Source organism: Lysinibacillus sp. fls2-241-R2A-57 (genome assembly GCF_030209535.1).
Classification (GTDB): Bacteria; Bacillota; Bacilli; order Bacillales_A; family Planococcaceae; genus Lysinibacillus.
The window spans coordinates 28924-51737 of the sequence record NZ_JARVRU010000030.1 but is presented as its reverse complement, the minus strand read 5'-3'; the positions used below and the strand labels follow the sequence as shown (position 1 = coordinate 51737).

Annotated in this window: 22 protein-coding genes; 8 read left to right on the top strand and 14 right to left on the bottom strand. The window is 35.7% G+C overall.

Annotated elements, in window-relative coordinates; translation table 11 throughout:
• Positions 1–120: 120 nt before the first annotated feature.
• Entirely contained in the window at positions 121–975 is an 855-nt protein-coding gene (locus tag QRN68_RS06350) for an MBL fold metallo-hydrolase (protein ID WP_285395910.1), read from the bottom strand.
• 349 nt (positions 976–1324) lie between these two features.
• Here QRN68_RS06350 and QRN68_RS06345 point away from each other — a divergent pair, with 349 nt between their 5' ends.
• Positions 1325–2080: a DUF1266 domain-containing protein gene (locus tag QRN68_RS06345; RefSeq protein WP_285395909.1), complete on the top strand. Its 756-nt coding sequence runs from the start codon at positions 1325–1327 to the stop codon at positions 2078–2080.
• Positions 2081–2191: 111 nt separating this feature from the next.
• Here QRN68_RS06345 and QRN68_RS06340 read toward each other — a convergent pair whose 3' ends face one another.
• Positions 2192–2950, bottom strand: a complete 759-nt coding sequence (locus tag QRN68_RS06340; RefSeq protein WP_285395908.1) for a class I SAM-dependent methyltransferase — start codon at positions 2948–2950, stop codon at positions 2192–2194.
• A gap of 717 nt (positions 2951–3667) precedes the next feature.
• Between QRN68_RS06340 and QRN68_RS06335 the strand changes: the two genes are divergently transcribed.
• The 3 genes from QRN68_RS06335 (at position 3668) to QRN68_RS06325 (ending at position 6296) form a co-directional block, all read left to right on the top strand.
• Positions 3668–4531: an AraC family transcriptional regulator gene (locus QRN68_RS06335; protein WP_285395907.1), complete on the top strand. Its 864-nt coding sequence runs from the start codon at positions 3668–3670 to the stop codon at positions 4529–4531.
• Positions 4532–4719: 188 nt separating this feature from the next.
• The gene (locus QRN68_RS06330) at positions 4720–5292 is read left to right on the top strand and encodes a GNAT family N-acetyltransferase (protein WP_285395906.1); all 573 of its coding nucleotides are present in this window, start codon (positions 4720–4722) and stop codon (positions 5290–5292) included.
• Positions 5293–5861: 569 nt separating this feature from the next.
• Positions 5862–6296, top strand: a complete 435-nt coding sequence (locus QRN68_RS06325; RefSeq protein WP_350224340.1) for a ribosomal maturation YjgA family protein — start codon at positions 5862–5864, stop codon at positions 6294–6296.
• Between the two features lie 295 nt (positions 6297–6591).
• On the opposite strand, the gene QRN68_RS06320 is transcribed toward QRN68_RS06325, so the two are convergent.
• Positions 6592–7332 carry a metallophosphoesterase family protein gene (locus tag QRN68_RS06320; protein WP_285395905.1) on the bottom strand — a complete coding sequence of 247 codons (741 nt, stop codon included), beginning with the start codon at positions 7330–7332 and terminating at the stop codon, positions 6592–6594.
• A 138-nt stretch (positions 7333–7470) separates the two neighbouring features.
• Entirely contained in the window at positions 7471–7941 is a 471-nt protein-coding gene (locus QRN68_RS06315; protein ID WP_285395904.1) for a DinB family protein, read from the bottom strand.
• A gap of 379 nt (positions 7942–8320) precedes the next feature.
• Here QRN68_RS06315 and QRN68_RS06310 point away from each other — a divergent pair, with 379 nt between their 5' ends.
• Complete coding sequence (locus QRN68_RS06310) at positions 8321–8770, top strand: hypothetical protein (RefSeq protein ID WP_285395903.1); 450 nt, start codon at positions 8321–8323, stop codon at positions 8768–8770.
• A gap of 354 nt (positions 8771–9124) precedes the next feature.
• On the opposite strand, the gene QRN68_RS06305 is transcribed toward QRN68_RS06310, so the two are convergent.
• The 3 genes from QRN68_RS06305 to QRN68_RS06295 form a co-directional block, all read right to left on the bottom strand.
• The gene (locus QRN68_RS06305) at positions 9125–9736 is read right to left on the bottom strand and encodes a DUF4304 domain-containing protein (RefSeq protein WP_285395902.1); all 612 of its coding nucleotides are present in this window, start codon (positions 9734–9736) and stop codon (positions 9125–9127) included.
• 77 nt (positions 9737–9813) lie between these two features.
• Positions 9814–10347, bottom strand: a complete 534-nt coding sequence (locus QRN68_RS06300; RefSeq protein WP_285395912.1) for a GrpB family protein — start codon at positions 10345–10347, stop codon at positions 9814–9816.
• A gap of 157 nt (positions 10348–10504) precedes the next feature.
• Positions 10505–11350 (bottom strand): alpha/beta fold hydrolase, encoded by an 846-nt coding sequence (locus QRN68_RS06295; protein ID WP_285395901.1) that lies wholly within the window; start codon positions 11348–11350, stop codon positions 10505–10507.
• A gap of 305 nt (positions 11351–11655) precedes the next feature.
• Here QRN68_RS06295 and QRN68_RS06290 point away from each other — a divergent pair, with 305 nt between their 5' ends.
• On the top strand, positions 11656–12141 hold the full coding sequence (locus QRN68_RS06290; RefSeq protein WP_285395900.1) for a tetratricopeptide repeat protein: 486 nt from the start codon (positions 11656–11658) through the stop codon (positions 12139–12141).
• 415 nt (positions 12142–12556) lie between these two features.
• Here QRN68_RS06290 and QRN68_RS06285 read toward each other — a convergent pair whose 3' ends face one another.
• The 4 genes from QRN68_RS06285 to QRN68_RS06270 form a co-directional block, all read right to left on the bottom strand.
• Positions 12557–13600: a phosphotransferase family protein gene (locus QRN68_RS06285; RefSeq protein WP_285395899.1), complete on the bottom strand. Its 1044-nt coding sequence runs from the start codon at positions 13598–13600 to the stop codon at positions 12557–12559.
• Positions 13601–13612: 12 nt separating this feature from the next.
• On the bottom strand, positions 13613–14389 hold the full coding sequence (locus QRN68_RS06280; protein ID WP_285395898.1) for an SDR family oxidoreductase: 777 nt from the start codon (positions 14387–14389) through the stop codon (positions 13613–13615).
• Positions 14386–15621, bottom strand: a complete 1236-nt coding sequence (locus QRN68_RS06275; RefSeq protein ID WP_285395897.1) for an acyl-CoA dehydrogenase family protein — start codon at positions 15619–15621, stop codon at positions 14386–14388. Before QRN68_RS06275 ends, QRN68_RS06280 begins: the two co-directional genes overlap by 4 nt.
• A gap of 664 nt (positions 15622–16285) precedes the next feature.
• Positions 16286–17173 (bottom strand): LysR family transcriptional regulator, encoded by an 888-nt coding sequence (locus tag QRN68_RS06270; protein WP_285395896.1) that lies wholly within the window; start codon positions 17171–17173, stop codon positions 16286–16288.
• A gap of 139 nt (positions 17174–17312) precedes the next feature.
• Here QRN68_RS06270 and hutG point away from each other — a divergent pair, with 139 nt between their 5' ends.
• Both hutG and gltS read left to right on the top strand, forming a co-directional pair.
• Positions 17313–18278 carry a formimidoylglutamase gene (hutG, locus tag QRN68_RS06265; RefSeq protein WP_285395895.1) on the top strand — a complete coding sequence of 322 codons (966 nt, stop codon included), beginning with the start codon at positions 17313–17315 and terminating at the stop codon, positions 18276–18278.
• Entirely contained in the window at positions 18275–19459 is a 1185-nt protein-coding gene (gene gltS, locus QRN68_RS06260) for a sodium/glutamate symporter (protein ID WP_285395894.1), read from the top strand. Before hutG ends, gltS begins: the two co-directional genes overlap by 4 nt.
• A gap of 52 nt (positions 19460–19511) precedes the next feature.
• On the opposite strand, the gene QRN68_RS06255 is transcribed toward gltS, so the two are convergent.
• From QRN68_RS06255 to QRN68_RS06245, 3 genes are all read right to left on the bottom strand, one after another.
• Complete coding sequence (locus tag QRN68_RS06255; protein ID WP_285395893.1) at positions 19512–20777, bottom strand: polysaccharide deacetylase family protein; 1266 nt, start codon at positions 20775–20777, stop codon at positions 19512–19514.
• Between the two features lie 462 nt (positions 20778–21239).
• Positions 21240–22076 carry a D-alanyl-D-alanine carboxypeptidase family protein gene (locus QRN68_RS06250; RefSeq protein WP_285395892.1) on the bottom strand — a complete coding sequence of 279 codons (837 nt, stop codon included), beginning with the start codon at positions 22074–22076 and terminating at the stop codon, positions 21240–21242.
• Positions 22077–22165: 89 nt separating this feature from the next.
• Entirely contained in the window at positions 22166–22783 is a 618-nt protein-coding gene (locus QRN68_RS06245) for a histidine phosphatase family protein (RefSeq protein WP_285395891.1), read from the bottom strand.
• Between the last annotated feature and the right edge of the window lie 31 nt (positions 22784–22814).

Genomic DNA, 22814 nt, shown 5'->3' with positions numbered 1-22814 from the left:
AAAAATCGTGTTATTCTTGTTCAAGAGAGATTCCTCATTTCGTAATTGTTTGTGTGGTAACTAACATTTTACATGAGAATCTCTCTTTTTGTATAATTTTCATTGGAAGAAATTAGATAATCAACACGCGTGATTCAGGAATTTACTATGATTAGGTAAAGCAATCTGCTCAAATTCAGTTGTTAGCTTATACAAATTTTTTGTAAGTTCTTCTCCCTTCATTGGTAATCCGTGTCCAGTAACAGCGACTGAAGGTTTTAGTGCTTCTAATTTTTTTACGGAATCCCAAGCAGCCTGCCAATCCGTCGTAAAATATCGTGGCGGCCCACTAATTTCCTTTTTTTGTAACAACACTTTATAGAGCGATTCTTGTTTAACCGTAACAAATGCATCTCCGACAATTAACGCTCGATCTTCATCACGAAATAAAGATATATGCCCTGGCGTATGACCCGGAGTATGAATCCAACGAAAACCTTGCATAAAAGGAATACTACCATCGGCCGGGAGCACCTCAACATTGTTCCCTAAGTTAATAGCTTCATTCGGGAAAATTGATGACACTTTTGCTAATAAGCCACCATTTACAATTGGATCAGGTTCAGGATAATTTTTTTTACCCGTTAAATAAGGTAATTCTAAAGGATGGGCATAAACCGGCATACCCCAGTGTTCAATTAAATCAATTATCGCCCCAACATGATCAAAGTGACCATGAGTCAAAATTAATGCTTGAGGACGACTAGTTGATCCAAACCTCTTCTCTGCTATTGAAATAATGTTATGCGCACTTTTTGGCATACCAGCATCCACTAAAACAAATTCACTTTTATGAGGATTACTGTAAAGCACAATATTAACAATTTGAATCGTATGCTGGTATAAATCAGGTAATACTTCAATACCATCTCCGCTCCAAATTGAAGTTGCTGGAATATATTTAAAGTCGCTACCATAGTTCATATCTTCATGCACGGAAAACCCTTCTTCCTCATTAAATTGTAGACAATCATATTTTTCCTTTATACAGTAATAATAATGCAAGAAAAAAATGGATTATAATTCAAAATAACTAGCGACTTTGTTAGCTAACTTCCGCTTCATGTCCCCTTTCATTATTCCCTTTTAATTGCCCTTGCAAAAACCTCTTCCCCAATCGACACATGTCATCTTTACCATCGGTGATAAGTAATAAAATAGTCATATTGTATATTGTTACCTACAAATGTATAATTTTACTATCCTTCACTAAAAGTGAGTGATTATGATTTAAACTGCGCCAAATAAAAAATATGGAGAGGAACGTGAAAGCTTGGAGACCCTTATGTATATTCTAGGAATTATTGTAGCGATTGTATTTTTAATTATTGTAGGTTTAATTACAGCAAGCAAACGAATTACGAAACAAAATAAAAAAATGCGAGTAGAGATGGAAATGGCTAACACATTATCGAAGGAGAAACAGCATTTGCTTGCCTACGGTGCCAATCTCGCTCTTTACCGCTCTGAGTCTCCACGGATACTGCAGATGAACGTAGATCATGAAACTTTGAAAGAAGGCCTTTCTTCATATTGGGACATTAGTAATTCAGAGGAGGCTGTGCAAACTCTGGAATGGCTGCTATCGGAAGGGCACCGTACGAATTTTGATGAGCTTCTTCTGGCGTTGAAAGCTGGACAATCTTTTACAGAGGAGGAAGTGGGTAAATCGCAGGAATGCTATAAATCCGCTCAAGAAGCGATGATAAAGAAGCTTTCCTTTATGAAATCCGATTTTGACCAGGTGAACACTATTGCTGCTTGGGATTTTGAACGAGCTGTAAATATTGCAAGATGGAGCTACATACTTGGTTATTTAACCGAAGAACAGGCATGGAGCTATATTGATAGAGCAGCTGATGCGGCTAGTCCTTTCTTCCAATCCTGGAAGGACTATTTTATTTCATTTGCATTTGGCCGTGCCATTGCTTACGAGGGTGACATTTACGATATCATTTGGAACGGGAAAGAATTGCTGGAAGAAAAGGATTCAATTTGGAATGAATTTAGCATTAAGCTACCCGTAGCAGGAAGCCGATAATTTAGCATTGGACAAGTTTTATACAGTAAGAAAAAATGGAATATGATAAAAACTATTAGAAAAAACCTGCTAGATTTTAGCGACTTCCTTAGCTAAAATCTAGCAGGTTTATTATTTACGAACGGCTTCAAATGTTATCAAAGAATGCTCTTTTGAAGGCTTCTTGTTATAAATGTATTCAGCGGAGCAAGTAATATCAGAAAAACCTATGCTCGATAATATGTGCTGGAATTCTTCTATCCCGTACCATCTTATCGGAAATCTTTGTAATTCTGTATCTATTAATTTCCCATTTCTCCATTTTTCATATTTTAAAATGGTTAGCGTATATTGATCGACCCAGTTCATTTCAACGGATTTTCGTTCTAAAGCAATTCCTTCCTCTTTGGAAATCTCATAGTAGGATGAAGTAATCTCCCCTGTTCGCCAGTCTGTAGGTAAAAGCAAGTCTACAATTAGGCGACCTCCAGGTATTAAATGATTATACATACATGTTAATGTATCCATCGCATCTTTAGTATTCTCTATTAAACAAAACGAACCTGTCGGCATAACAATCGCTTCATATTTTGAGTCTAATGAAAAATTGCTCAAGTTACCTTCATATAAATTCGGCTTGAATCCTCTTTCTTTACAGTAGTTCCGGCATAAATCTAACATTTCAGGCGAGTAGTCGATTCCCTCAACATTATATCCGTTTTCAAGTAAAGGAATTAAAAAACGTCCAGAGCCAACTCCTGCTTCAAGTACTCTTCCCTGGACTCCTTTTAATCGTTCAAGATAATATTCAATATCCCCGCCAATAGAATATCCTACTGGTTTTGTTAAATCATAAAGTTCTGTACATAAAGGACCGTAATAACTATACATTTCAATTTTCCTCCGATTTCGCGCAGAAGAATCTATTAATTTCTCACTTAATTCTCCCACACCTTAAATTTGTTTGATGGAAAAATAGAGTTGACTATCATTATTAATCACTCACTTTCAGGTTCATCACCATAGCGTGTGGTTGATTTCCGTTCCGACTAGGCGCTTTGTTGCTGTCGCTTCGCTTTCGCACAGAGCAAAGCTTCCAGGGGGCGTCCGATGAGCCGCTTCACTCGCTCTGCTCGCTCCAGGGTCTCATCTGTGACGCTAATCCCCTAGGAGTCGCCCAGCCTCCACTCCAATCAACCAATATACAGTAAATATATTTAAAAAAATGTCATCCACTACTTTTGGTAACGAGTTCACTTTTAGTGAAATATAGTAAAATTATACATTTCTAAACAATATAACTCAACATATTTATTACTCCACTAAAGCGAGGAGTTGATTTCCATTCTGACTGGGCGCTGTCCTAGTGGCGTCCAATGAGTCACTAATCCCAAAAGAGTAACCTAGTCTTTACTTGAATAAACTTATACACATTACCAAACTTTTGGAAATCAACCTTCTTATAATCATGGATTGATTTTTTTAAGAGCCCCTTCCAAAAAAAGATTTGTTTTCAATCGTTTCTACAATATAATGTACGAATTAGCACAAATTATCAAAAAAACTTATATTTTAGCTATAACATTAAAAAGAGAAAGGGGCTATGGTATGGATTATTTTGAAAGGATTCAAAATTCGATTGAATATATTGAAGAGCATTTACAGAATGCACTATCAATTACAGAAGTATCATCAAAATCCTATTTTTCAGCTTTTCATTTCCAAAGACTTTTTCAAGCAATTACTGGATTTTCGGTTCAACAATATATTAGAAATAGAAGGCTTTCTGAAGCTGCACAATTATTAGTAACAACCACAAAAAACATATTAGAAATCGCGATGACGTATCAATACGGTTCCCATGAAGCATTTACACGAGCCTTTATTAATCACTTTGGGATAACTCCCGCGCAATACCGAAAAGTAAAAAAGCCCATTCCCCTTCAAACCAAAATAAATTTTTTGGATTATAAAATGAAAGGGAATTTGATGATGAACAAGCCTGAAATCGTTCACCTCCAGAAAAAGCTTATTACTGGATATGTATACAAAACTACTTTATTGGACGAAAAGTATTTTGTAGATATTCCTGAATTTTATTTTGATTTTGGTAAAAATCAGTATTATGTGCGGATCTCCAATAAAGTTACACCCAATATGGCTTATGGGATCACCACTAATTTTCAAGAGGATGGACATTTTTCCTTTATCGTAGGCGAAGAAGTACAGAAAAATAATATTTCTTTAGGTGACAACTTCGTCAATACTGAGATCCCCGAAGGAAAATATGCGGAGTTTAAAAGTGATGGGACTTCTGAATCCGTTCAAAATACAAGACGTTATATTTATGGAGTTTGGCTACCAAATTCGAATTACGAAAGAAATAGCGGCCCTGATTTTGAGATTACTGATGTAGTAAATTCTAAATTTCCTAACGATATGAAAATGAAAATTTACATTCCGATAAAATGAAACTTCATTCAGAGGGAGATTTTTATCCCTCATAGAATAATAAAGCCTTCACATCCTGTGAAAAAGCTTGTGTGAACAACATCCTGATGCAGTCGCTTCGCTTTCGCACAGTAAACAATTGTTGCCACCCCTACCAATGGGACGTTTGCTGGCAGTTATATACTTATAAAAAATGAGGAGAGAATACAATGAATCTAGAAAAAGTGTTTGCAGAGTTCCCATTATTAAGCTCAGAAAATCTAGTGCTGAAAAAAATTGAGGATGCACATTTACAGGAAGTATTTTCAATCTATGATAATGACAAAGTATTTGAATATTGTGGGATTATCCCTAAACACAATATCCAAACTGTGGGTAAAATGATTGGGCATTTTGATAGGGATTATCAGAAGAAAAGCCGAGTTAAATGGGGCATTTTCCTAAAGTCTCAAAGTGATACATTGGTTGGCATTATAGAAGCAATGGATTTTAATCAAAAAGTGAATATGGTGACGATTGGTTACTTTTTAGCAGAGGATTATTGGAGTAAAGGTATTGCAACTGAAGCCGTTAAAATTCTCGTAAAATTTTTATTTGAGGAAGTTAATGTCAATCGCATACAAGCGGATGTTATGCCATTAAATGAAACATCCAAAAAGGTTCTCCTTAAAAACGGATTTTTAAAAGAAGGACTTTTAAGACAAGCTACCTTATGGTCTGGTAAAGGAGTAGTGGATTTAGAAATATACGGATTGCTAAAAGAAGAGTACAAAGTGAAATAAATAATTTTCCTTAAAGATTGTGTGTTCTATTCTTTAATTTTTTGAAACGCTCTTTCGATATGATTGTATGCTTTTATGATTTCCCCATCTCTTTGCAATAATAAAGGGCCTTTGTTGATAAGGTCATAAAATGATACGTATAAAATTAGGTTTTTGTAAATAGACATATTACCCATTCACCTTGGTTTTTCAACATAGACTAATCATTTGGATTGCCCGAGCTGCAGTGCATACTCCTGGAAATAGGAGAAACGGCTATGCTAGTAATCATTGACTCTGAAAAAATCGAAGCCATTCGTAATAATACCCCTTCAGGCTAATAATAAGCAAACAAAGTTAACACTCTAGGCTCTTCCAATCTGGAAGTAGCCTTTTTGGAATGAAGTGACTTAGCTTCTATTGCACATTTAAAAAGACTACATTTCTATAGCCATATTTATAACTGTAATTTACCAAGTTTCTCCTGATAACAAATTGACCATTTCGTCAAAAGTGCATACACACCTAATTTTTGCTAACATCATTTATGAGATAATAAAATTAATACATAATATCAACACGCCGAAAGAGTGATTCTATTGAACAATGAGTATAAACTTATCAACTCGCAATACCGTAACATGCGAATAGCTTATTTCATAGTTATTGTTATCACCATTTCACTCGGCTTAGCTTCTAGAAAATGGAGTACCCTACTCCCGTCATTTGTAGCGCAAAACGCAGGGGACATACTATGGGCGATGATGGTCTATTTCGGATTTCGATTGTTGCTAGTGCGTCAGAGCACCCTCACAGCCATTTTGCTCAGTTTTTTGTTTAGCTTCGGTATTGAATTTAGCCAGTTGTACCAGGAAGACTGGATTAATCAGATTCGTGGGACATCACTCGGGGCTTTGATCTTGGGCAAAGGGTTTCTTGTAGAGGATTTGGTTCGATATACAGTAGGGATCATGATTGCTACTGTATTAGATAAGCTGGCACTTAAGTTCACTCTTCGAAGTTAAATCAACAATTTAATTTTAGAATAAAAAATGCTCATCAACATAACGTGTGGTTGATTTCCGTTCCGACTGTGCGCTTTGTTGCTGACGCTTCGCTTTCGCGCAGAGCAAAGCTTCCTTGGGGCGTCCGATGAGCCGCTAATCCCCAAGGAGTCACCCAGCTGGAACGAAGATAAACCTATATACATTTGGATACGTTTTAGCAAATAAATCCACAACTTTTAGTGATGAGCCATAAAAAAGCTACTCGGACTATTTATTTTAAACAATTTTAAACAATTGCCCCGCCAGTTAAAAATTATAGTTGATTACCATGAAATACTTTTAATATAAAATCAAGTTCTGGTACTTGTAATTTATGATACGATTCTAAAAAAGAAGTGTTATCATAAGTTGCTTCTTCCAATTTAATTTCAATTGTTTCATTCGTAAATGCTATAATTGCATAAGGTGCTGTTGATTTATCGTTACAACCAAGGGAACCTGGATTCAAGTATATCGTTTTATTCCCTATAAAATAATGAGTGGAATGATGGTGTCCAAAACAAATCAATTTTTCATTGTTACCTTCAAATAATTTTTCTAGGTTTTCATTACTTGGGGTAACAATTGAACTAAATGGATCCTTACTAATATGTTCATTTTTGTAATTGTTTTTAATTTGGTAATGAGTAAATAAAATTGAATGTCCTTCTATATTTTCTTTAATTGTACGGTTTAATTTTTCTAACTTAGGAATAAATGATTCATCCAGTCTATCTAAAATCCATTGATGGTGTTCTTTTGTGTGAGCATGACTTTTGGGATATTCTTGACCTTTTGCTAAGGCTAAGATTGCTTCATCGTGATTACCAGTTATTATTAAAATATCATTTCTAGAGAAAAGCATTTGTAAAACTTCATTAGAGTCAGGACCAATTCCAATCATGTCTCCCAAACAATATATACGTTCAATGTCTTTTCTGCTATCTATATCAGAAAGAACGGCATTTAATGCTGATGCATTGCCGTGTATATCTGTAACTATTGCTATTCGCATAATTAGTTTCCCCATTTCAAAAATTTACTATATATTCTCCTTTACCCATCAAGATTCCTTCTCCACACGTTAGCCATCCATTTAGCGCAAAAAATGAAAGATCATTAAATTCTTTCGTGGGAGTTCAATAGTTAATTGCTATTCAAACAATGAAACTTTTGGTTCTATTCCATAACAATGAACAAGCATTGAGTTTAATTGCCCTCTGTGGTGATAAACGTGAGCTAGAATCTCTAATAACCATTCATATCGTGAGTATGTTACACCCCAATAAGAAGTAATTTTCTCATGAAGTTCAACTTCTGTATAATTCATAAATTTATCTTCTAATAATTGATAATTTTTTATCAATGCATCTTTCATCTCATTTGGACTCTTATATGAAACACTTAAATAAAATTTATTCATCTTATCTTGAGATGCACCATCTGAAATAAGTGAATCAGCTTTACAAATAACGGCAATATGTTCTAACAGTTCTCCTATGGAATATTTGCCAGGTGTAGGTCTCTTTTGCAAGTCATGTTCTGCTAACTTTTCTATCATCTCAATAATTGTCGTTAAAGCGAATTTAATTTGATGTAATGCGCTTTTACAATATATATTCATCTTATCCTCCTTAATTTTAAAACTCTATTCAACTAATCTATGTTATTAACTTAATAAACGAATAATCAGATGCTCCTTTATAGCGTAACATATTTTAAAATATTTGTTCGGAGAAGTGTGTATTGTCAATAGGTCTTTGTATTCCCTTGTTTTTTGAATGCGCTTTGTATATCATTGAAACTTTTGATGTTTTCCCGGAAGCTTTACGAATGAAAATTGGATTATTTTGATTAAATAACACGGCTGATAAAAGAAGGTGAACATATTACATTTAACTCCTTAGCCAACAGCAAACCGCCCTTTCTAAAAGTCAAAAACACCTTTATACTTCTAGGTAGGGTAAATTAATTCGATGTACGAGGAGGTATTTCAAGAAGAAATGTTGCAGATATCCATTTTGAAATGTTCTATAAAGAGCACCAAGAAAATACTTCTAATATTCCAATCAACATTTGACACCATTGTCCATAAAAAAAGAAATATGGAAAACGCAGATTTAAACTTTGATAGCTTATCCTTATACTTAGAACACAAATTTCCCGACAGATTAAATCCGGACAATTACACTGATATTTCAGATTTATTGGAAAGTCTAATTTCTCATGGCTATTCAATGCTTCAAACACTTGATGAGCAGATAGATAAAGGATTATTAGCTTTTTATGCATATGAAGAGGACACGTATGATGAAAAATATTTTTCAAAAACTGGTGTCGTAAGAAGTATTCTATGCATGTTAAATAAAAAATTTGAAAAGCATATATTCCCACTAAGTAAAAAGAATGAGGATAAGTATGCTCCGTACCGACATTTAATAAATAATGACTGATTAATTAGCTTACTTGTAAAAGGGCCTTGAATTAACAAGCCCTTTTCATTTGTAGGAGTCCCCAGTCGGAACGCAGAGCAACTAATATACAGGGCATATATTTAAAAAAAATGTGATCCACAACTTTTGGTGATGAGCCAAATAATTATAAAATTAAAAGCAGAAAAGGCTCTTTGTCCTTTTCTGCTTACTGTGTATCTATATCCCAATCTCTATTATACTGATCAAGACTTTCTATCATATTCTTAATCACCTTTAAGGCACAATGCTACTTCCCAAAAGTATCCTTGCCGGGTAAGGTATCATCAAGTTTTTGCCACCACATCATTTCTCACTGACGTTCACTATGCTAACTTATAGCTTATCAAATTCCACTCCGTATTTATTGAAGATTGCATTGTATTTATTTTCGAAAATAGACCATCGCTGTTCCGTTCCGTACTTTTCCTGCAATGCCTTCAAATAATTTTTAGCCGCTACTACATCATTGGATTGTAATAATAAATGAAAGCTCTCCTCGCCCAGATGTAAAAATGGACCTGAAGTGTAATAATCAACAATGGATCTTGCACTAGTCATAGTATCAAAGAAATGAATAACCTCTTCTAATCCACTTAGCAGCGTTTTTCTTAATTCATCCATATTCGTATCATGAGTGATTGCAAATCGATCTGGAACAGACTTCACAATTCCCCCAATTCTTGCTCTGAAGTGACACTCTGCTTCTTTTGGTGCTGTCAGAATCTCTCTCGATTGTAACTGTGCCAACTCAGCCGCATAAATACCGCAGTTCACATAAAACATTACATTGTCCGCTGAATTGCCAGAGGATTTTTGGAAATTGAACATGTAGATGAGGCTATCTGTTACCTTATAGAAATTCAAACTCTTCTTTGAGAAGCCACACTTGGAAAGGAACGGCTTTACGTCCTGCTTAATCAAATCACTATAGAGCTGTTGCAACATGATTCCTCCTAGAAGAATACTAAAGATTTTTTGTTTCAAATACGTATTTGCTAAGACTTTCGAAGATATTTTCTAAACTACAAAAGTCTTTTTGCAAATATCTTTTTTACAAATTCAGTTTTAAAATCAGTATATTCATTAATATTTGGTGAGTTATTTTGTCGTAAATAATCTTCTTTAATATTGGCATACGCCTTTTTTTCAACCTCATGCTCATTTAAATAATCTCTGAAAAAGATAAGGTTTGTCCACAATTCCTCTTTAAAACTTACTGCATGAATAAAATGTGTTTTCACCTCAAATTTTTCATTTGTAAATTTTGCAAATACTACTTCATTTGTTCTCTCTACACGTAGTCGATAAAAACCAATTTTTCGAAGATTCTTTTCCATTTCCTTATCGATTTTATGAAGATCATCGACACCTAATAGAATATCAATAATTGGCTTTGCACTTATCTTCTCAATTGCAGTACTTCCAATATGCTCTATACGATTACCATCAATTTCTAAAACAGATTGTATTTCTTGCTTCACTTTTAAAAATTCATTATTCCATTCTGAATCAAATGGTACAATTCTTACTTCATTATTTTTTAATCCAAGTTTTATAATGATTTCCCCCTTTGTGTCACCGATCTTACCTAGCATTAAAAACTTGTTAAATTAACTTTAAATGGAAAATCGCTAGAGAAATATATTACTTCCCTAGCGATTTTATTTTTAGTATGCCTGCCTACACAGCGTCACTAACTGCTATCATTCTTTTCTATTCATTCATCCAGTTGATTAATTCTCTATCAAAAGTATCTGGTTCTTCAAACATTGGATTATGGCCACTTTGTTCAAAAATGACTTTCTTCACATTTTCATATGAATGATCAATTGAATTCCAGAGTGAAACAGGAGCTACTAAATAATCATACCGACCTAATCCTAAAAAAATCGGTTTATCGAAATGAGCCATTGATTGGATTAGATTTCGTTCAGCAAATGCTATCCCCCAAAGGTAATCAATAACTTCCATATTAGTATATACGCCATCCCACATAGAAGCAGCATCGAATGTATAATCATAAAAACTATGCGCTCCCATGCGAATACACATATGCACAAACCGTCTTTCAGGATCATTGTTAATATCATTTTCTAAGAAAGCAATATCATGCTCAAATTGCTTTTTTCGCTCAGCACTGGCAGTCTCAGTAAAAAAGGAAAAACTTTGATTCTGTCTGTCTTGACTGTTTGTTGGTGCAGAATTTAATAAAATGACCTTTTGAACAAACTGAGGATATTTTTTAGCATAGGCCATAGCCATAAATGCATGTCCAGAATGTCCTAAGATGATAATATCTTCAAGCTTGAGCATTTGTCTTGCAGTTTCGATATCGTCTACAATTTTATTTAAAGTATAATCTTCTTTCTTTAAAGAGCATGGAGGCTTCACAAAACCTCTATGATCTAAGAAGATAAATTGAAAATGTTTATATAAATTTTCCGAGAACAAGCGCGGATAATATACACTACTACCCACTACCAATATCGGCTTACCTTGTCCCTTCACACAATATTTTAAATCAAATCCTTCACTAAAGATGCTTTGATAATTATTCATCATAATAGTCCTCTTTTCTTTTTTTATATAGAAGAGCTATCGTAAGTGCTCTTCTCATTATCACTCCCTTTCTTTTTCACATTCCCGTGTTTTCTCCATAGAACGCTCAAGCATTCTTTACTCACCTCAATTTAATTTTTTCTATGTAATATTTAAAGTTTAAGTAGAATTTTTAAAACAAGTACTTATTTTCCAAGTATACAATAATAAAGTATAACCTTATAGACGTTTCTAGTAATCTTATAGCAGAAAGTATAAAATGATTAAATATTAGGAAAATAAAGAAATTTAAAAGGCGGAATGAAATGGATAAGCGGTTACAACACATCATCAAATTAAGAGAAAACGGTCAATTGGAAGAAGCAAATGAATTAATGGTAGCACTTGTTAAAGAAGAGCCTGAAAATGGATACTATCACTATCAAAGTGCATGGACTTATGATTCATTAGGAAAAGAAAAAGAAGCTGTTCCCCACTATGAAAAAGCCATTCAATTAGGGCTTAAACCAAAAATTTTAGTAGAAGCTTATTTAGGATTAGGTAGCACCTATCGTACATTAGGGAAATATGATCAGGCACAACGTATTTTTGAACAAGCAATAAGCGAGTTTCCAGAAGCTGAACATTTAAAGGTTTTTTATGCTATGACGCTCTATAATCTTGCTGAACATTCAAAGGCTATGGAAACTTTATTAAATACAGTCATTCACACTACTACACATGAAGGAATAAAAAATTACAGCAAAGCCATTAAGTTTTACAGTGATAAGCTAGATCAAACGTGGGAATAGCACCAAAAACGCATAAAAGATCAGGCTCCAATTTGCGAACCTGATCTTTTGTCTTTTGAAAATACTTTGAGTTTATCGATAAATTTAGGATTCCTCTCGATAAAACAAGTAAAGAAAGCCTTCGTTAACTCAACTGTATAGAGATTCTCTTTTTCCTAAGTAATTCACTTAAATCATTATCATTCTGTCTATGTATTTTAGTTATTTATGCTATGAACATTTCGTTATGACAGAATCTATGATAAAATAAGAACATGCATTCCCTCTCTCTTGATTTTCTTCACGGGAATATTTTGTTAGAAAAATAAATTTGGTGCGAGAATGTATCTTAGAATATAATATTTAATGTCGGATAATCTGTGGTTATAATAAAAGTAAAACGGCTGCTAGTAAAAGCAACCGTCTTTTTATCGTTTTATAGTTCCTTGGAAGCTTGCTGAATGAGTGCAGCTACCATTTTATCCATTTGTGCAAAACGATCGTCTTTTGTTTGACCATTCACATATCGATAATAGATTTGTTGACATATTACCGCTAATTTAAAGTAAGCAAATTTTATATAATAATCGATAGTTGAAACATCTCGCCCACTTTTCTCTGCATATCGGTTAATGAATTCCTGACGTGTATAAAATCCTGGTAAAGTCGTTACTGGTGGCTTTCCAAATGCATATTGAAGCATTTTTGGATCGTCCGCATGCATCCAATAGCTCATGGCCACGCCCAAATCTGCTAATGGATCCCCTACAGTCGTCATCTCCAAATCAAAAAGTCCGATCATTTCAGCATAATCACTAGAAAACATGGCGTTATTAAGCTTGTAATCATAATGTATAATAGTAGCTTCATGATTAGCAGGTAGATGATCCTTTAACCACGTTGTCAACGTTGCTACTTCAGGAAGCTCTGCTGTTTTCGCATTGTCATAGCGCTCAATCCAGCCATGTACTTGGCGTTCCATAAATCCATCTGGCTTCACCATGTCCTTTAACTTCGTTTCCTTATAGGGTATTGCATGGAGAGCAACTAGTGAATCAACCATTTTTTCCGAAATAAGTCGTGCTAATTCTTCCGTATTTTCAGTACCAGGTGGAAAATGAGTGTCAAGTACAATTCCTTTTTTGCGTTCCATTAGGAAGAAATCACTGCCGATAATGTCTCGATCATCAACATACACATAAGGTTTCGGCACAGCAGATAAAAATGGATGTAATGCAGATAAAATGGTAAACTCACGTTTCATATCATGCGCTTTTTTGGCGACTGGTCCATGTGGAGGTCGACGAAGAACCACTTCAAATTCACCTATTTTTAGGCAATAAGTCAAATTTGAATGTCCAGCACTAAACTGTGAAATTTCTAGCTTCCCCTCTGGTAACTCAGGAAATTGGTTCTTTAAAAATGACTGTAATTTCACTTCATCAATACGCTCACTTGCCCTTACTTGTATCGTATCCATCGAACCCCTCCTCTAAATGATTGAACTCATACCGCCATCAACAACGATGACATCCCCTGTCACATAATCTGAGGCAGCCGCTGCTAAAAATAACGCAACACCTTTTAGGTCATTTTCAGATCCTAAACGTTTCAATGGCGTGACCCCCATTAAATAATCTTGTCCACGCTCAATTAAGACTTTTGACATTTTTGTTGGGAAAAATCCTGGTGCAATCGCATTCACATTGACACCATATGGCCCCCATTTTACGGCTAAATCTTTTGTTAAAGTGATGACTGCACCTTTACTTGCGTTATATCCAATTGTATCCATGAAATCAGGCAATGTACCACCAAGCCCTGCAATCGAAGCGATATTGATAATTTTCCCACTCTTTTGTTCGAGCATTATTTTGCCAACAGCTTGGCTCATTAAGAATGTACCATTTACGTTAACATCGAAGACTTTTTGCCAAGCCTCATATGGCATTTCAACAGCAGGAGTACCCCAAGACGCCCCGCTGTTGTTGACTAAAATATCAATTTTCCCAAATGTTTCAATCGTTTTTGACACTACATTTGCTATATCCTCAGGCTTTGTAACATCACAAGCAATGGCCAATGTCTGTACACCTATTTTCGCTAGTTCTGAAGCTACCTCTTCACATGCTTCCACTTTTCGTGAGCACAGTACAACATTAGCGCCAGCCTCTGCAAAGCCTTGTGCAATTTGTGCTCCAAGACCACGTCCGCCTCCTGTTACAATGGCCGTTTTCCCCTTTAAGCTAAATAAGTCTAATACCGTCATTTCACCAGCTCCTCTTGTTTTTTGGTATGCTTTTTAAGCTCCAACTTGGCAACCGTGTTACGATGAACCTCATCCGGTCCATCTGCTAGGCGCAATGTTCGAGAATTTGCCCACTGTGCAGCAAGCGTAGTATCAGGTCCTACACCGGCAGCGCCAAATGCTTGAATCGCTCGGTCAATAACTCTTAATGCCATATTCGGCGCTACCACTTTAATCATCGCAATTTCTGCCTTTGCCTCTTTATTACCTACAGTATCCATCATATACGCTGCCTTTAGCGTTAACAGTCTTGCTTGTTCAATATCAATCCGCGACTCCGCAATACGCTCACGCATCACACCTTGGTCTGCTAACAGTCGATGGAAAGCGTGTCTCTCCTGTACACGCACACACATTTCCTCTAATGCCCGTTCAGCGGCACCAATAAGACGCATACAATGATGGATACGACCTGGTCCTAATCGACCTTGGGCAATCGCAAAGCCCTTGCCCTCTCCCCACAATATATTTTCAACAGGTACTTTAACGTTCGTAAACGTCACCTCACCGTGTCCTTCTGGGGCGTGATCATAGCCAAATACAGAAAGCTTACGTTCTATTTTTACTCCAGGAGTATCCATCGGCACTAAAATCATCGACTGCTGCTCATGGATTGGTGCTGAAGAACCTTTATGTTTCCCCATAAAAATAGCGATTTTACAGCGAGGATCTCCAGCTCCTGTTGTCCACCACTTATGGCCATTTAAAATATAATGATCGCCATCACGTTCAATACTAGCTTCGATATTTGTTGCATCACTAGACGCGACTGCGGGCTCAGTCATCGCAAAGCAGGAACGTATTTCCCCTCGTAATAACGGTTCTAGCCACTGCTTTTTCTGCTGTTCTGAACCATAACGCACAAGCACCTCCATATTCCCTGTATCTGGTGCATTACTATTAAACACTTCAGGGGCAAGTAAAGAACGTCCCATTATTTCACATAAAGGTGCATACTCTAAATTCGTCAAACCCGCACCATATTCACTATCTGGCAAAAATAAATTCCATAAGCCCGTTTCTTTTGCCTTGAGCTTTAATTCCTCCATAATTGGCGGAATCGCTCCCCAACGATCCTCCATTGCCTCCACCTGTGCAGCATACACGGCCTCATTTGGATAAATGTATTGCTCCATAAAATTTGTCAGCTTCTCTTGCAGTTCCACTACTTTTTCGTTATAAGAAAAATTCATTTAAAAGCCCCCTTTGTTTGAACATCAACAAAAATGAATGAATGCTCATTTTCAGTTCTTACAGTAAATGCTACCGCTATATTACTTGTAAATCAACGTCTATTAAATGAAAATTTGAATTATAGAGAAAATTCATACTTTAGATAGTGTTTCGAGCAGATAAAAAATCACATTACGATAAAAAACAAGTCGAAACACTATTTTGTCATAATGTGTGGTAGATTTCCGTTCCGACTTATATAAATGGCATACTTTTTAACAAACGTCATCCACAACTGTTGCATGAAGGTAGATGTCGATATTTTTTCGAAAGTTGGTGGATAAATTATAAAAGTTGGGTGATAAATCGAAAAAGTTGGTCGATAAACAATCAAAAGTTCTCGACAAATCTCAAAACTTCAGCATAAAAAGCAAGAAGTGAAGTCACTACAATCATCATTAAATAGCCGAACATTGAACGGTTAGCGAAATCTTGGTACATTGAAAATAAACAAAAGGAAAACAGTATAAACAGACTAGTTTGTCACCATTCTTGTATATGACAACCGAAGACCATGATAGGTAGAGTTTATTGGAAACGAACAACTTTCTACAATCATTATTGTTATAGTTCGATTTTTAACATAATCCATTAACAACCGTGCTCGTTTAAACTTCCCATATTCTAAAGCGTTTTACCGATCTTCATAATATCAGTAATTAATTGACGAATGGCAAAAGGGAGATGGCGATTTTTTAAGTACACCACATACACATTGCGTCGTAAATTAGGACAATCTATTTCTTTCTGTACAATCGTTTTCGCAGTAGGGCCTTTTAAATAATTTTCAGGTAGAATGGTAATTCCTAAGTTTTCACGAACGAGAGACACTGCCGTTTCGAAACGTTCGATTTCGAACTGGATATTAATGTTTTTTTCAGCCTTTTCAAATGCATCTAAAATGTCACGTCTCGTTTGAAAGCCCTCAGTACCAATAATAAAAGACTCATTACTTAAATCAGCAATCGTCAGTTTATCCTTCTTTGCTAATGGGTGATCTAATGGTAAAACGGCTACAAGTCGCTCTTCATATAAGTTCTTCACTTCAAGATCTTCATCATCCATTATTTGATTTGTAATAATTAAGTGTGTTTTATAGCTTTTGAGCGATTTTTTGACACGCTTACTTCCTAGAATATCTACTAGATGAATCATCATTTGTGGATATTCCTTTTTATATTCTGTAATGACTTTTGGTAGCCAATGCTTAATCGATTCCATAACGCCAATCGTTATTTCGCTTGTGCCATGTACAATCACCTCATCCATTTCAATTTTAAGAACTTCCATGTTTTTCAATATAACTTTAGCTCGTTCATATAAAAGCTCACCTGCTTCTGTTAATTGAAGATTTCTCGTATTCCTTTCAAGTAAAGGTGATCCAATTTCTTGCTCTAATTTCTTAATCGCATTACTTAAGGAAGGCTGAGATATATGTAGTTTTTCTGCTGCCTTTGAGAAGTTCATTTGGTCCGTAACTGCTATAAAATATTGTAATTGTTTAAAATCCAAAGCATCCTACCCCCTATTTATAGTTAAAAACTATAGATTAATATCAATTATATATTAGTAATTATAATTATGTGAATATATAATAAATTCATGACAATATTAACACTACAATAATATTGGAAACGGAGATGATAAAGCTATGTATACAATGACAGATCAAAAGCAATGGAAAGGCCGTATAGATTCAACTACAAATTCGAGTAGCTTTCGTTTACATCAAAAAGTGAAAAGAATTCCTATTAATGATGTAAGCGCTTCAGATAATCAGCATGCCGGAATTGTTGGCTTTATTTGTGAAGAGGGTGTCCGTCGTAATCAAGGACGTATAGGAGCAGCAAGTGCACCTAATGCTCTGCGTGAAGCATTATCTAGCTTACCTTGGACATTTAATGATGAACAGCAAATTATAGATGTTGGTAACGTTATTTGTCTCAACCATGCTTTAGAAGAAGCGCAGCGTGAACTCGGTGAAATTGTCAAAACAATGCTAAATAAAAAATTACAATGTGTCGTGCTAGGTGGAGGACATGAAACGCTATACGGACATTATTTAGGCGTTCGTGCTGCACTACCTAAGGACGCGAAAATTGGGATAGTCAATATCGATGCTCATTTTGATTTACGACCTTATGATGAGCAACCATCTTCTGGTACAATGTTCCGTCAGATTTTAGAGCAGGACCCACATGCAGATTATTTTGTTCTAGGCATACAACGATACGGCAATACAAAAGAGCTATTTGAAAAGGCCGATGAATTGCACGTGAACTATGTGTTAGAAGAAAATATGACGGCAGATCATAAAGCGCAAATCATGCATGATCTTCAACAATTTATGGATAATCATGATTACGTTCTCTTAACGCTATGTATGGATGTGGTAAACGCTGCATTCGCACCGGGTGTTAGTGCTCCATCACCGTTTGGACTAGATCCAACGACTGTACGTTCGATACTTCAAAAAGTAACTTCGCATCCAAATACACATTCTTTTGATATTTGTGAGGTAAATCCTTCACTTGATGAGAACGGACGGACAGTTAAATTAGGTGCTTATTTTGTTTATGAAGCACTTAATAACTTACTTAGGAGGCAAGGTTCATGATCGAATTCAATCAAATCACAACAATATTTTTGGCAGTAGCTCTATTCGCATTGGGTAGCTGGCTCATAAATAAAATAAGTTTTTTAAAACGTTTTTGTATTCCAGCACCTGTAGTTGGCGGCTTACTATTCGCCGCCTTGGCAACTATTTTAAAGACAACTGGCATATTAGAAATTTCGCTTGATACGTCATTACAAAGCTTATTTATGATTACTTTCTTCACAACAATTGGCTTAGGCGCAAGCTTTAAACTTGTGAAGCTTGGTGGGAAATTATTAATTATTTATTGGTTGGCTTGTGGTTTCCTTGCCTTAATGCAAAATGTTATTGGTGTATCACTTGCGTCTCTAATGGGGATTCACCCATTAATCGGAATGATGGCTGGTGCTGTTTCTATGGAAGGTGGTCATGGTGCTGCCGCGGCATTTGGACAAACATTAGAAGACTTAGGTATTTCTTCAGCCATGACAATTGGTGCAGCTGCGGCTACATGTGGCTTAGTTGCTGGTGGCTTAATCGGTGGTCCTATTGTAAAATACTTAGTTGGTAAATATAATCTAACGCCTGATGAACAAGAAGCTGAAGAAGTTGATTTTGAAAATAAACATGAACAAATTACATCCGATTCATTCTTTACACAAGTATTATTAATAACGTTCTGTATGGCGGTAGGTACATATGTTGGAACATTATTCTCAGAAGCTACTGGCTTTGTATTACCTAGCTATGTCGGTGCAATGTTTGTAGCTGTGCTAGTGCGCAATATTATGGATAAAGTAAAACCTGAAGCGATTAACATGAAAAGCATTTCTTTAATTGGCGATGTTACTTTAGGTATCTTCCTTTCAATGGCACTCATGAGTATTAAATTATGGGAAATTGCTGATTTAGCACTTCCACTATTCATCATTGTTTTCGCACAAGTATTCTTTATTGTTCTATTTAGTATCTTTGTATTGTTTAAATTACTTGGAAAAAATTACGATGCTGCGGTTATGGTCGCTGGTTTTGCCGGACACGGTTTAGGGGCAACACCAAATGCAATGGCCAATATGTCAGCCGTTGTCCACCGTTTCGGTCCATCTAAAAAAGCATTTCTCGTTGTGCCAATTGTAGGAGCGTTTTTGATCGACGTATTCGGTATTCCTATTATTATTACGACTATCAATTTATTTAAATAATGAAAGTGCCGTGCAATCGACAGTTGCACGGCACTTTTTAATAGCTTATAGATTATTGTAATATTTCACTAACAGTTACAAATTCATAGCCTTGTTTTTGCAAATAAAGAATAACATTTTCCAGACCATTTGCTGTTGATTGATGAATATCATGCATTAAAATAATGCTTCCATCTTTCACAGACGATTTCACATACGATAAAATTTTATCTGCATTGCGATGCTTCCAATCAAGGGTATCTATCGACCATAAAATGGAAGGCATAGTAATAACTGAACGAACTTTATCACTCGTTGCCCCATATGGTGGACGGAAAACTGTTGGATATTGACCGATTGCTTTATATATAGCATCGCTAGTTTTATTAACCTCTTGTTTAACATTTGCTGTCGATAAGTTTGTTAACTTCGAATGATTCCAAGTATGATTGCCTATTTCATGGCCAGCCTCATAAATTTGCTCTACCAATGCTGGATTTCTCGAGACATTTGTCCCAACCATAAAAAATGTAGCCTTTGCATCATATTTCTTTAAAATCGCTAAAACTTGTGGGGTTACTTTTGCATCTGGCCCATCATCAAACGTTAAAGCCACACGCTTCTTCTGCCCTTTCGCTGCTGGTACACCTTTATTATATACTTTATTATCAAGTATTTGGATATTTGCTAGCTCAGAAGCTTTCACATAACCCTTTTGGTCGCCTGCTTCTACATAAGCCCAACCTGCAATCGTTGTAAAGTGCTGAACGCTCGTTTTATTGGCAAGCGTACCAACGACCTCGCCACTTGGGCTAGCTGTTACACGAAGTACAGCACCATTTACCGCATTTACTCGTTTCTTTGTTGCAACAGCTTTCTTTAAAGAATTCGTAGCAACATAGCCTGTTTCTTGACCATATTGGACAAAAGACCAACCTCCAGGTGCTGATCCATAAACAAAAATAAGAGTGTTTTCATTAAGCTGTCCTGTTTTTTGTGCACTTGGACTAGGATATGTAAATAAAGTTGTGCCACCTTTTTTCGTCACTACATATTTTTCGGACGTTAGGCTTTTTAATGCGGCCGTTTCTACGTATCCCTCTAGCTGTTGAACCTTTATTTTAGTCCATTCCTGATTTACAGGTGTAGCGGTTACATAACTCCCTTTTGCTACTTGACCAATTCCGGCACTTTCTACGGACGGTTCTACATAAACTGTCGTGTCTTTTACTACTGATTGAATAACGGTTGTTCCCTCAGCATTTGCTGAGGCAAAATCTACAAAAACAAAGCTGATTAAAAATGTCAAAAATATAGCATAGGGTAAAAGCTTTTTCATTGTTCAACACCGCCCTTATCATTACTGAAGTCTTTTTTCATATGTTTTCTCTGAAAAAATCTAAGATTCGACTTTAATTATAAATTAATAGACTATACCAGAAAATAGTAGGATTCGACTAGTTTTTAAGAATAAAAATTTCTTTATTAGCGTTTTTTGGTAGCTAAGATCAACGGCATATTGTTGAAATGTTTACTGAAGCTTTTCTAAAAAATTTTTCTTTTTTCTTTGTTATTTCAATAAATACATGTAACACCTCCCCTCTTACATCAAAATGATCGATTGTATCCCCAAGCGTGAATACATTGTTAGCTATTTTATCGACATCCAAATGATTCCCAACACTTGTGCCGATCAAAGGCTCCCAAAACGCCTTCTCTTTTTTGGGTGTATGAAGTCACCCTATTCATAAGACGATTGAGACGGTTAAAAAAGTTATTTATTTTTTCGTATTTTTTTCATTCATAATGCGTCATACGCAGTATATGCATCTTCAATATGGAGTGGTGGTGTCCAAGCTTGCCCATTCGCATTTGTCGTAACGAAAATATATTGTTCACCATTTTTTTCGATTATCGAGGCTAAGCATAGGCCTGCTTCAGGTGTGTAACCCGTTTTTCCTCCTAATATTGCACCTTCCCCATTTGGTAATTTTGACAAAAGTGAGCTTGATATTGTTAGGTCATTCGGTACATGAGTTATATAGCTTTTAGAAGTCAAAATTTGATAAAATGTAGGATTTTCAATAGCGTAACGAAATAGCTTACTAATATCGCGGACACTGGAGACATGATCGTCATCATGTAATCCACTGGCATTCACAAAATGCGTATCGTCCATCCCGAGTTCATGCGCTTTATTATTCATTAACGTCACAAATGCCTCTTCACTACCTGCAATGGCATTTGCAAGTGTCCCTGTAGCATCTGCCCCAGAGGCAAGCAATGTACCATATAATAAATCCTCAATCGTCACAAAATCTCCTGCCTGAAAGCCAGCCATGGATGCATTTTGAGCAGTAAATTTAGAAATCATTTGCGGTTCAACAATTGTTTGCTTCTGTAGATCAGGACTCATCTCAATGGCCACAATCGCTGTCATAATCTTCGTTAATGATGCAGGATAAATAATGGCATCTGCATTTTTTTCGTACAATACATCTCCATTTTTATTCAGTAACAAAGCATTTTTGCTATGTAACGAAGATAGGTCTATTTGCGAATGTTGCGTTGTGTTATTTGTATAATAAAAAAAGAATGCAGCTGCACATATACAACAAAATACGACAAACTTTTTCATAAAAAAACGCCTCCCACACATTATAATAGGAGACATTTCTGAATATTCCTGTAGGAGATTGATGAAGAAATTCTTAAGAATTGATTTTTTCATTCATAAAAATCATCGAAATTTGAACAAATTCTTGTAATTTTTTTATTCGCTAATTTAAAAAATACATCCTGAGATACTTCTAGCTTCAGTGCATCTTCCTTTTTTAGATCAGCATAAATGCCACGTAAGATGCGACCTGTTAGACCGTGGGAAATAACAATAACTTTCGGTATATGTTGAATGTCTTCTAGCCAAGCACTTAGTCTGCTTACTACCAAGTCAAAAGCTTCTCCATTAGGAGCATTAAAATACCAGTTATACACGTCTGTGTTATGCAAAAGGTTTGGCCAAGAACTTTCAATTTCTTTCGTTGTTAACCCTGCCCATTGCCCCACAGCAACCTCGGTTAAGCGACCTTCTTTTTCAATATTCTTCAAATCAAATCCAATTGTTTCACAAATGATTTCAGTACTTTGCATTGCCCTTCCTAATGGGCTCGACACAATTTTCCATTCGTTAGGATTTCCAATCAAACTTTTCAGCATTAGAGCATTTTGTTGTACTTGATGTATACCAGCTTCTGTTAATGGAGAATCGAGCTCTCCTTGGTATCGTCCTTGTGTGTTAAATTCAGTTTCACCATGACGAAGTAAGTAAATCGTTTGGTTCTTCAATATTGTTTCCCCCTATAATTTCTCCCTAGTT

Coding starts and splice junctions, on each gene's coding strand:
- QRN68_RS06335 (WP_285395907.1), top strand. CDS start 3,668: ATGGATTATTTTGAAAGGATTCAAAATTCGATTGAATATATTGAAGAG.
- gltS (WP_285395894.1), top strand. CDS start 18,275: ATGATCGAATTCAATCAAATCACAACAATATTTTTGGCAGTAGCTCTA.
- QRN68_RS06280 (WP_285395898.1), bottom strand. CDS start 14,389: ATGACGGTATTAGACTTATTTAGCTTAAAGGGGAAAACGGCCATTGTA.
- QRN68_RS06340 (WP_285395908.1), bottom strand. CDS start 2,950: ATGTATAGTTATTACGGTCCTTTATGTACAGAACTTTATGATTTAACA.
- QRN68_RS06315 (WP_285395904.1), bottom strand. CDS start 7,941: ATGAATATATATTGTAAAAGCGCATTACATCAAATTAAATTCGCTTTA.
- QRN68_RS06345 (WP_285395909.1), top strand. CDS start 1,325: ATGTATATTCTAGGAATTATTGTAGCGATTGTATTTTTAATTATTGTA.
- QRN68_RS06305 (WP_285395902.1), bottom strand. CDS start 9,736: ATGTTGCAACAGCTCTATAGTGATTTGATTAAGCAGGACGTAAAGCCG.
- hutG (WP_285395895.1), top strand. CDS start 17,313: ATGTATACAATGACAGATCAAAAGCAATGGAAAGGCCGTATAGATTCA.
- QRN68_RS06290 (WP_285395900.1), top strand. CDS start 11,656: ATGGATAAGCGGTTACAACACATCATCAAATTAAGAGAAAACGGTCAA.
- QRN68_RS06275 (WP_285395897.1), bottom strand. CDS start 15,621: ATGAATTTTTCTTATAACGAAAAAGTAGTGGAACTGCAAGAGAAGCTG.
- QRN68_RS06255 (WP_285395893.1), bottom strand. CDS start 20,777: ATGAAAAAGCTTTTACCCTATGCTATATTTTTGACATTTTTAATCAGC.
- QRN68_RS06285 (WP_285395899.1), bottom strand. CDS start 13,600: ATGGATACGATACAAGTAAGGGCAAGTGAGCGTATTGATGAAGTGAAA.
- QRN68_RS06330 (WP_285395906.1), top strand. CDS start 4,720: ATGAATCTAGAAAAAGTGTTTGCAGAGTTCCCATTATTAAGCTCAGAA.
- QRN68_RS06250 (WP_285395892.1), bottom strand. CDS start 22,076: ATGAAAAAGTTTGTCGTATTTTGTTGTATATGTGCAGCTGCATTCTTT.
- QRN68_RS06310 (WP_285395903.1), top strand. CDS start 8,321: ATGTTGCAGATATCCATTTTGAAATGTTCTATAAAGAGCACCAAGAAA.
- QRN68_RS06320 (WP_285395905.1), bottom strand. CDS start 7,332: ATGCGAATAGCAATAGTTACAGATATACACGGCAATGCATCAGCATTA.
- QRN68_RS06295 (WP_285395901.1), bottom strand. CDS start 11,350: ATGAATAATTATCAAAGCATCTTTAGTGAAGGATTTGATTTAAAATAT.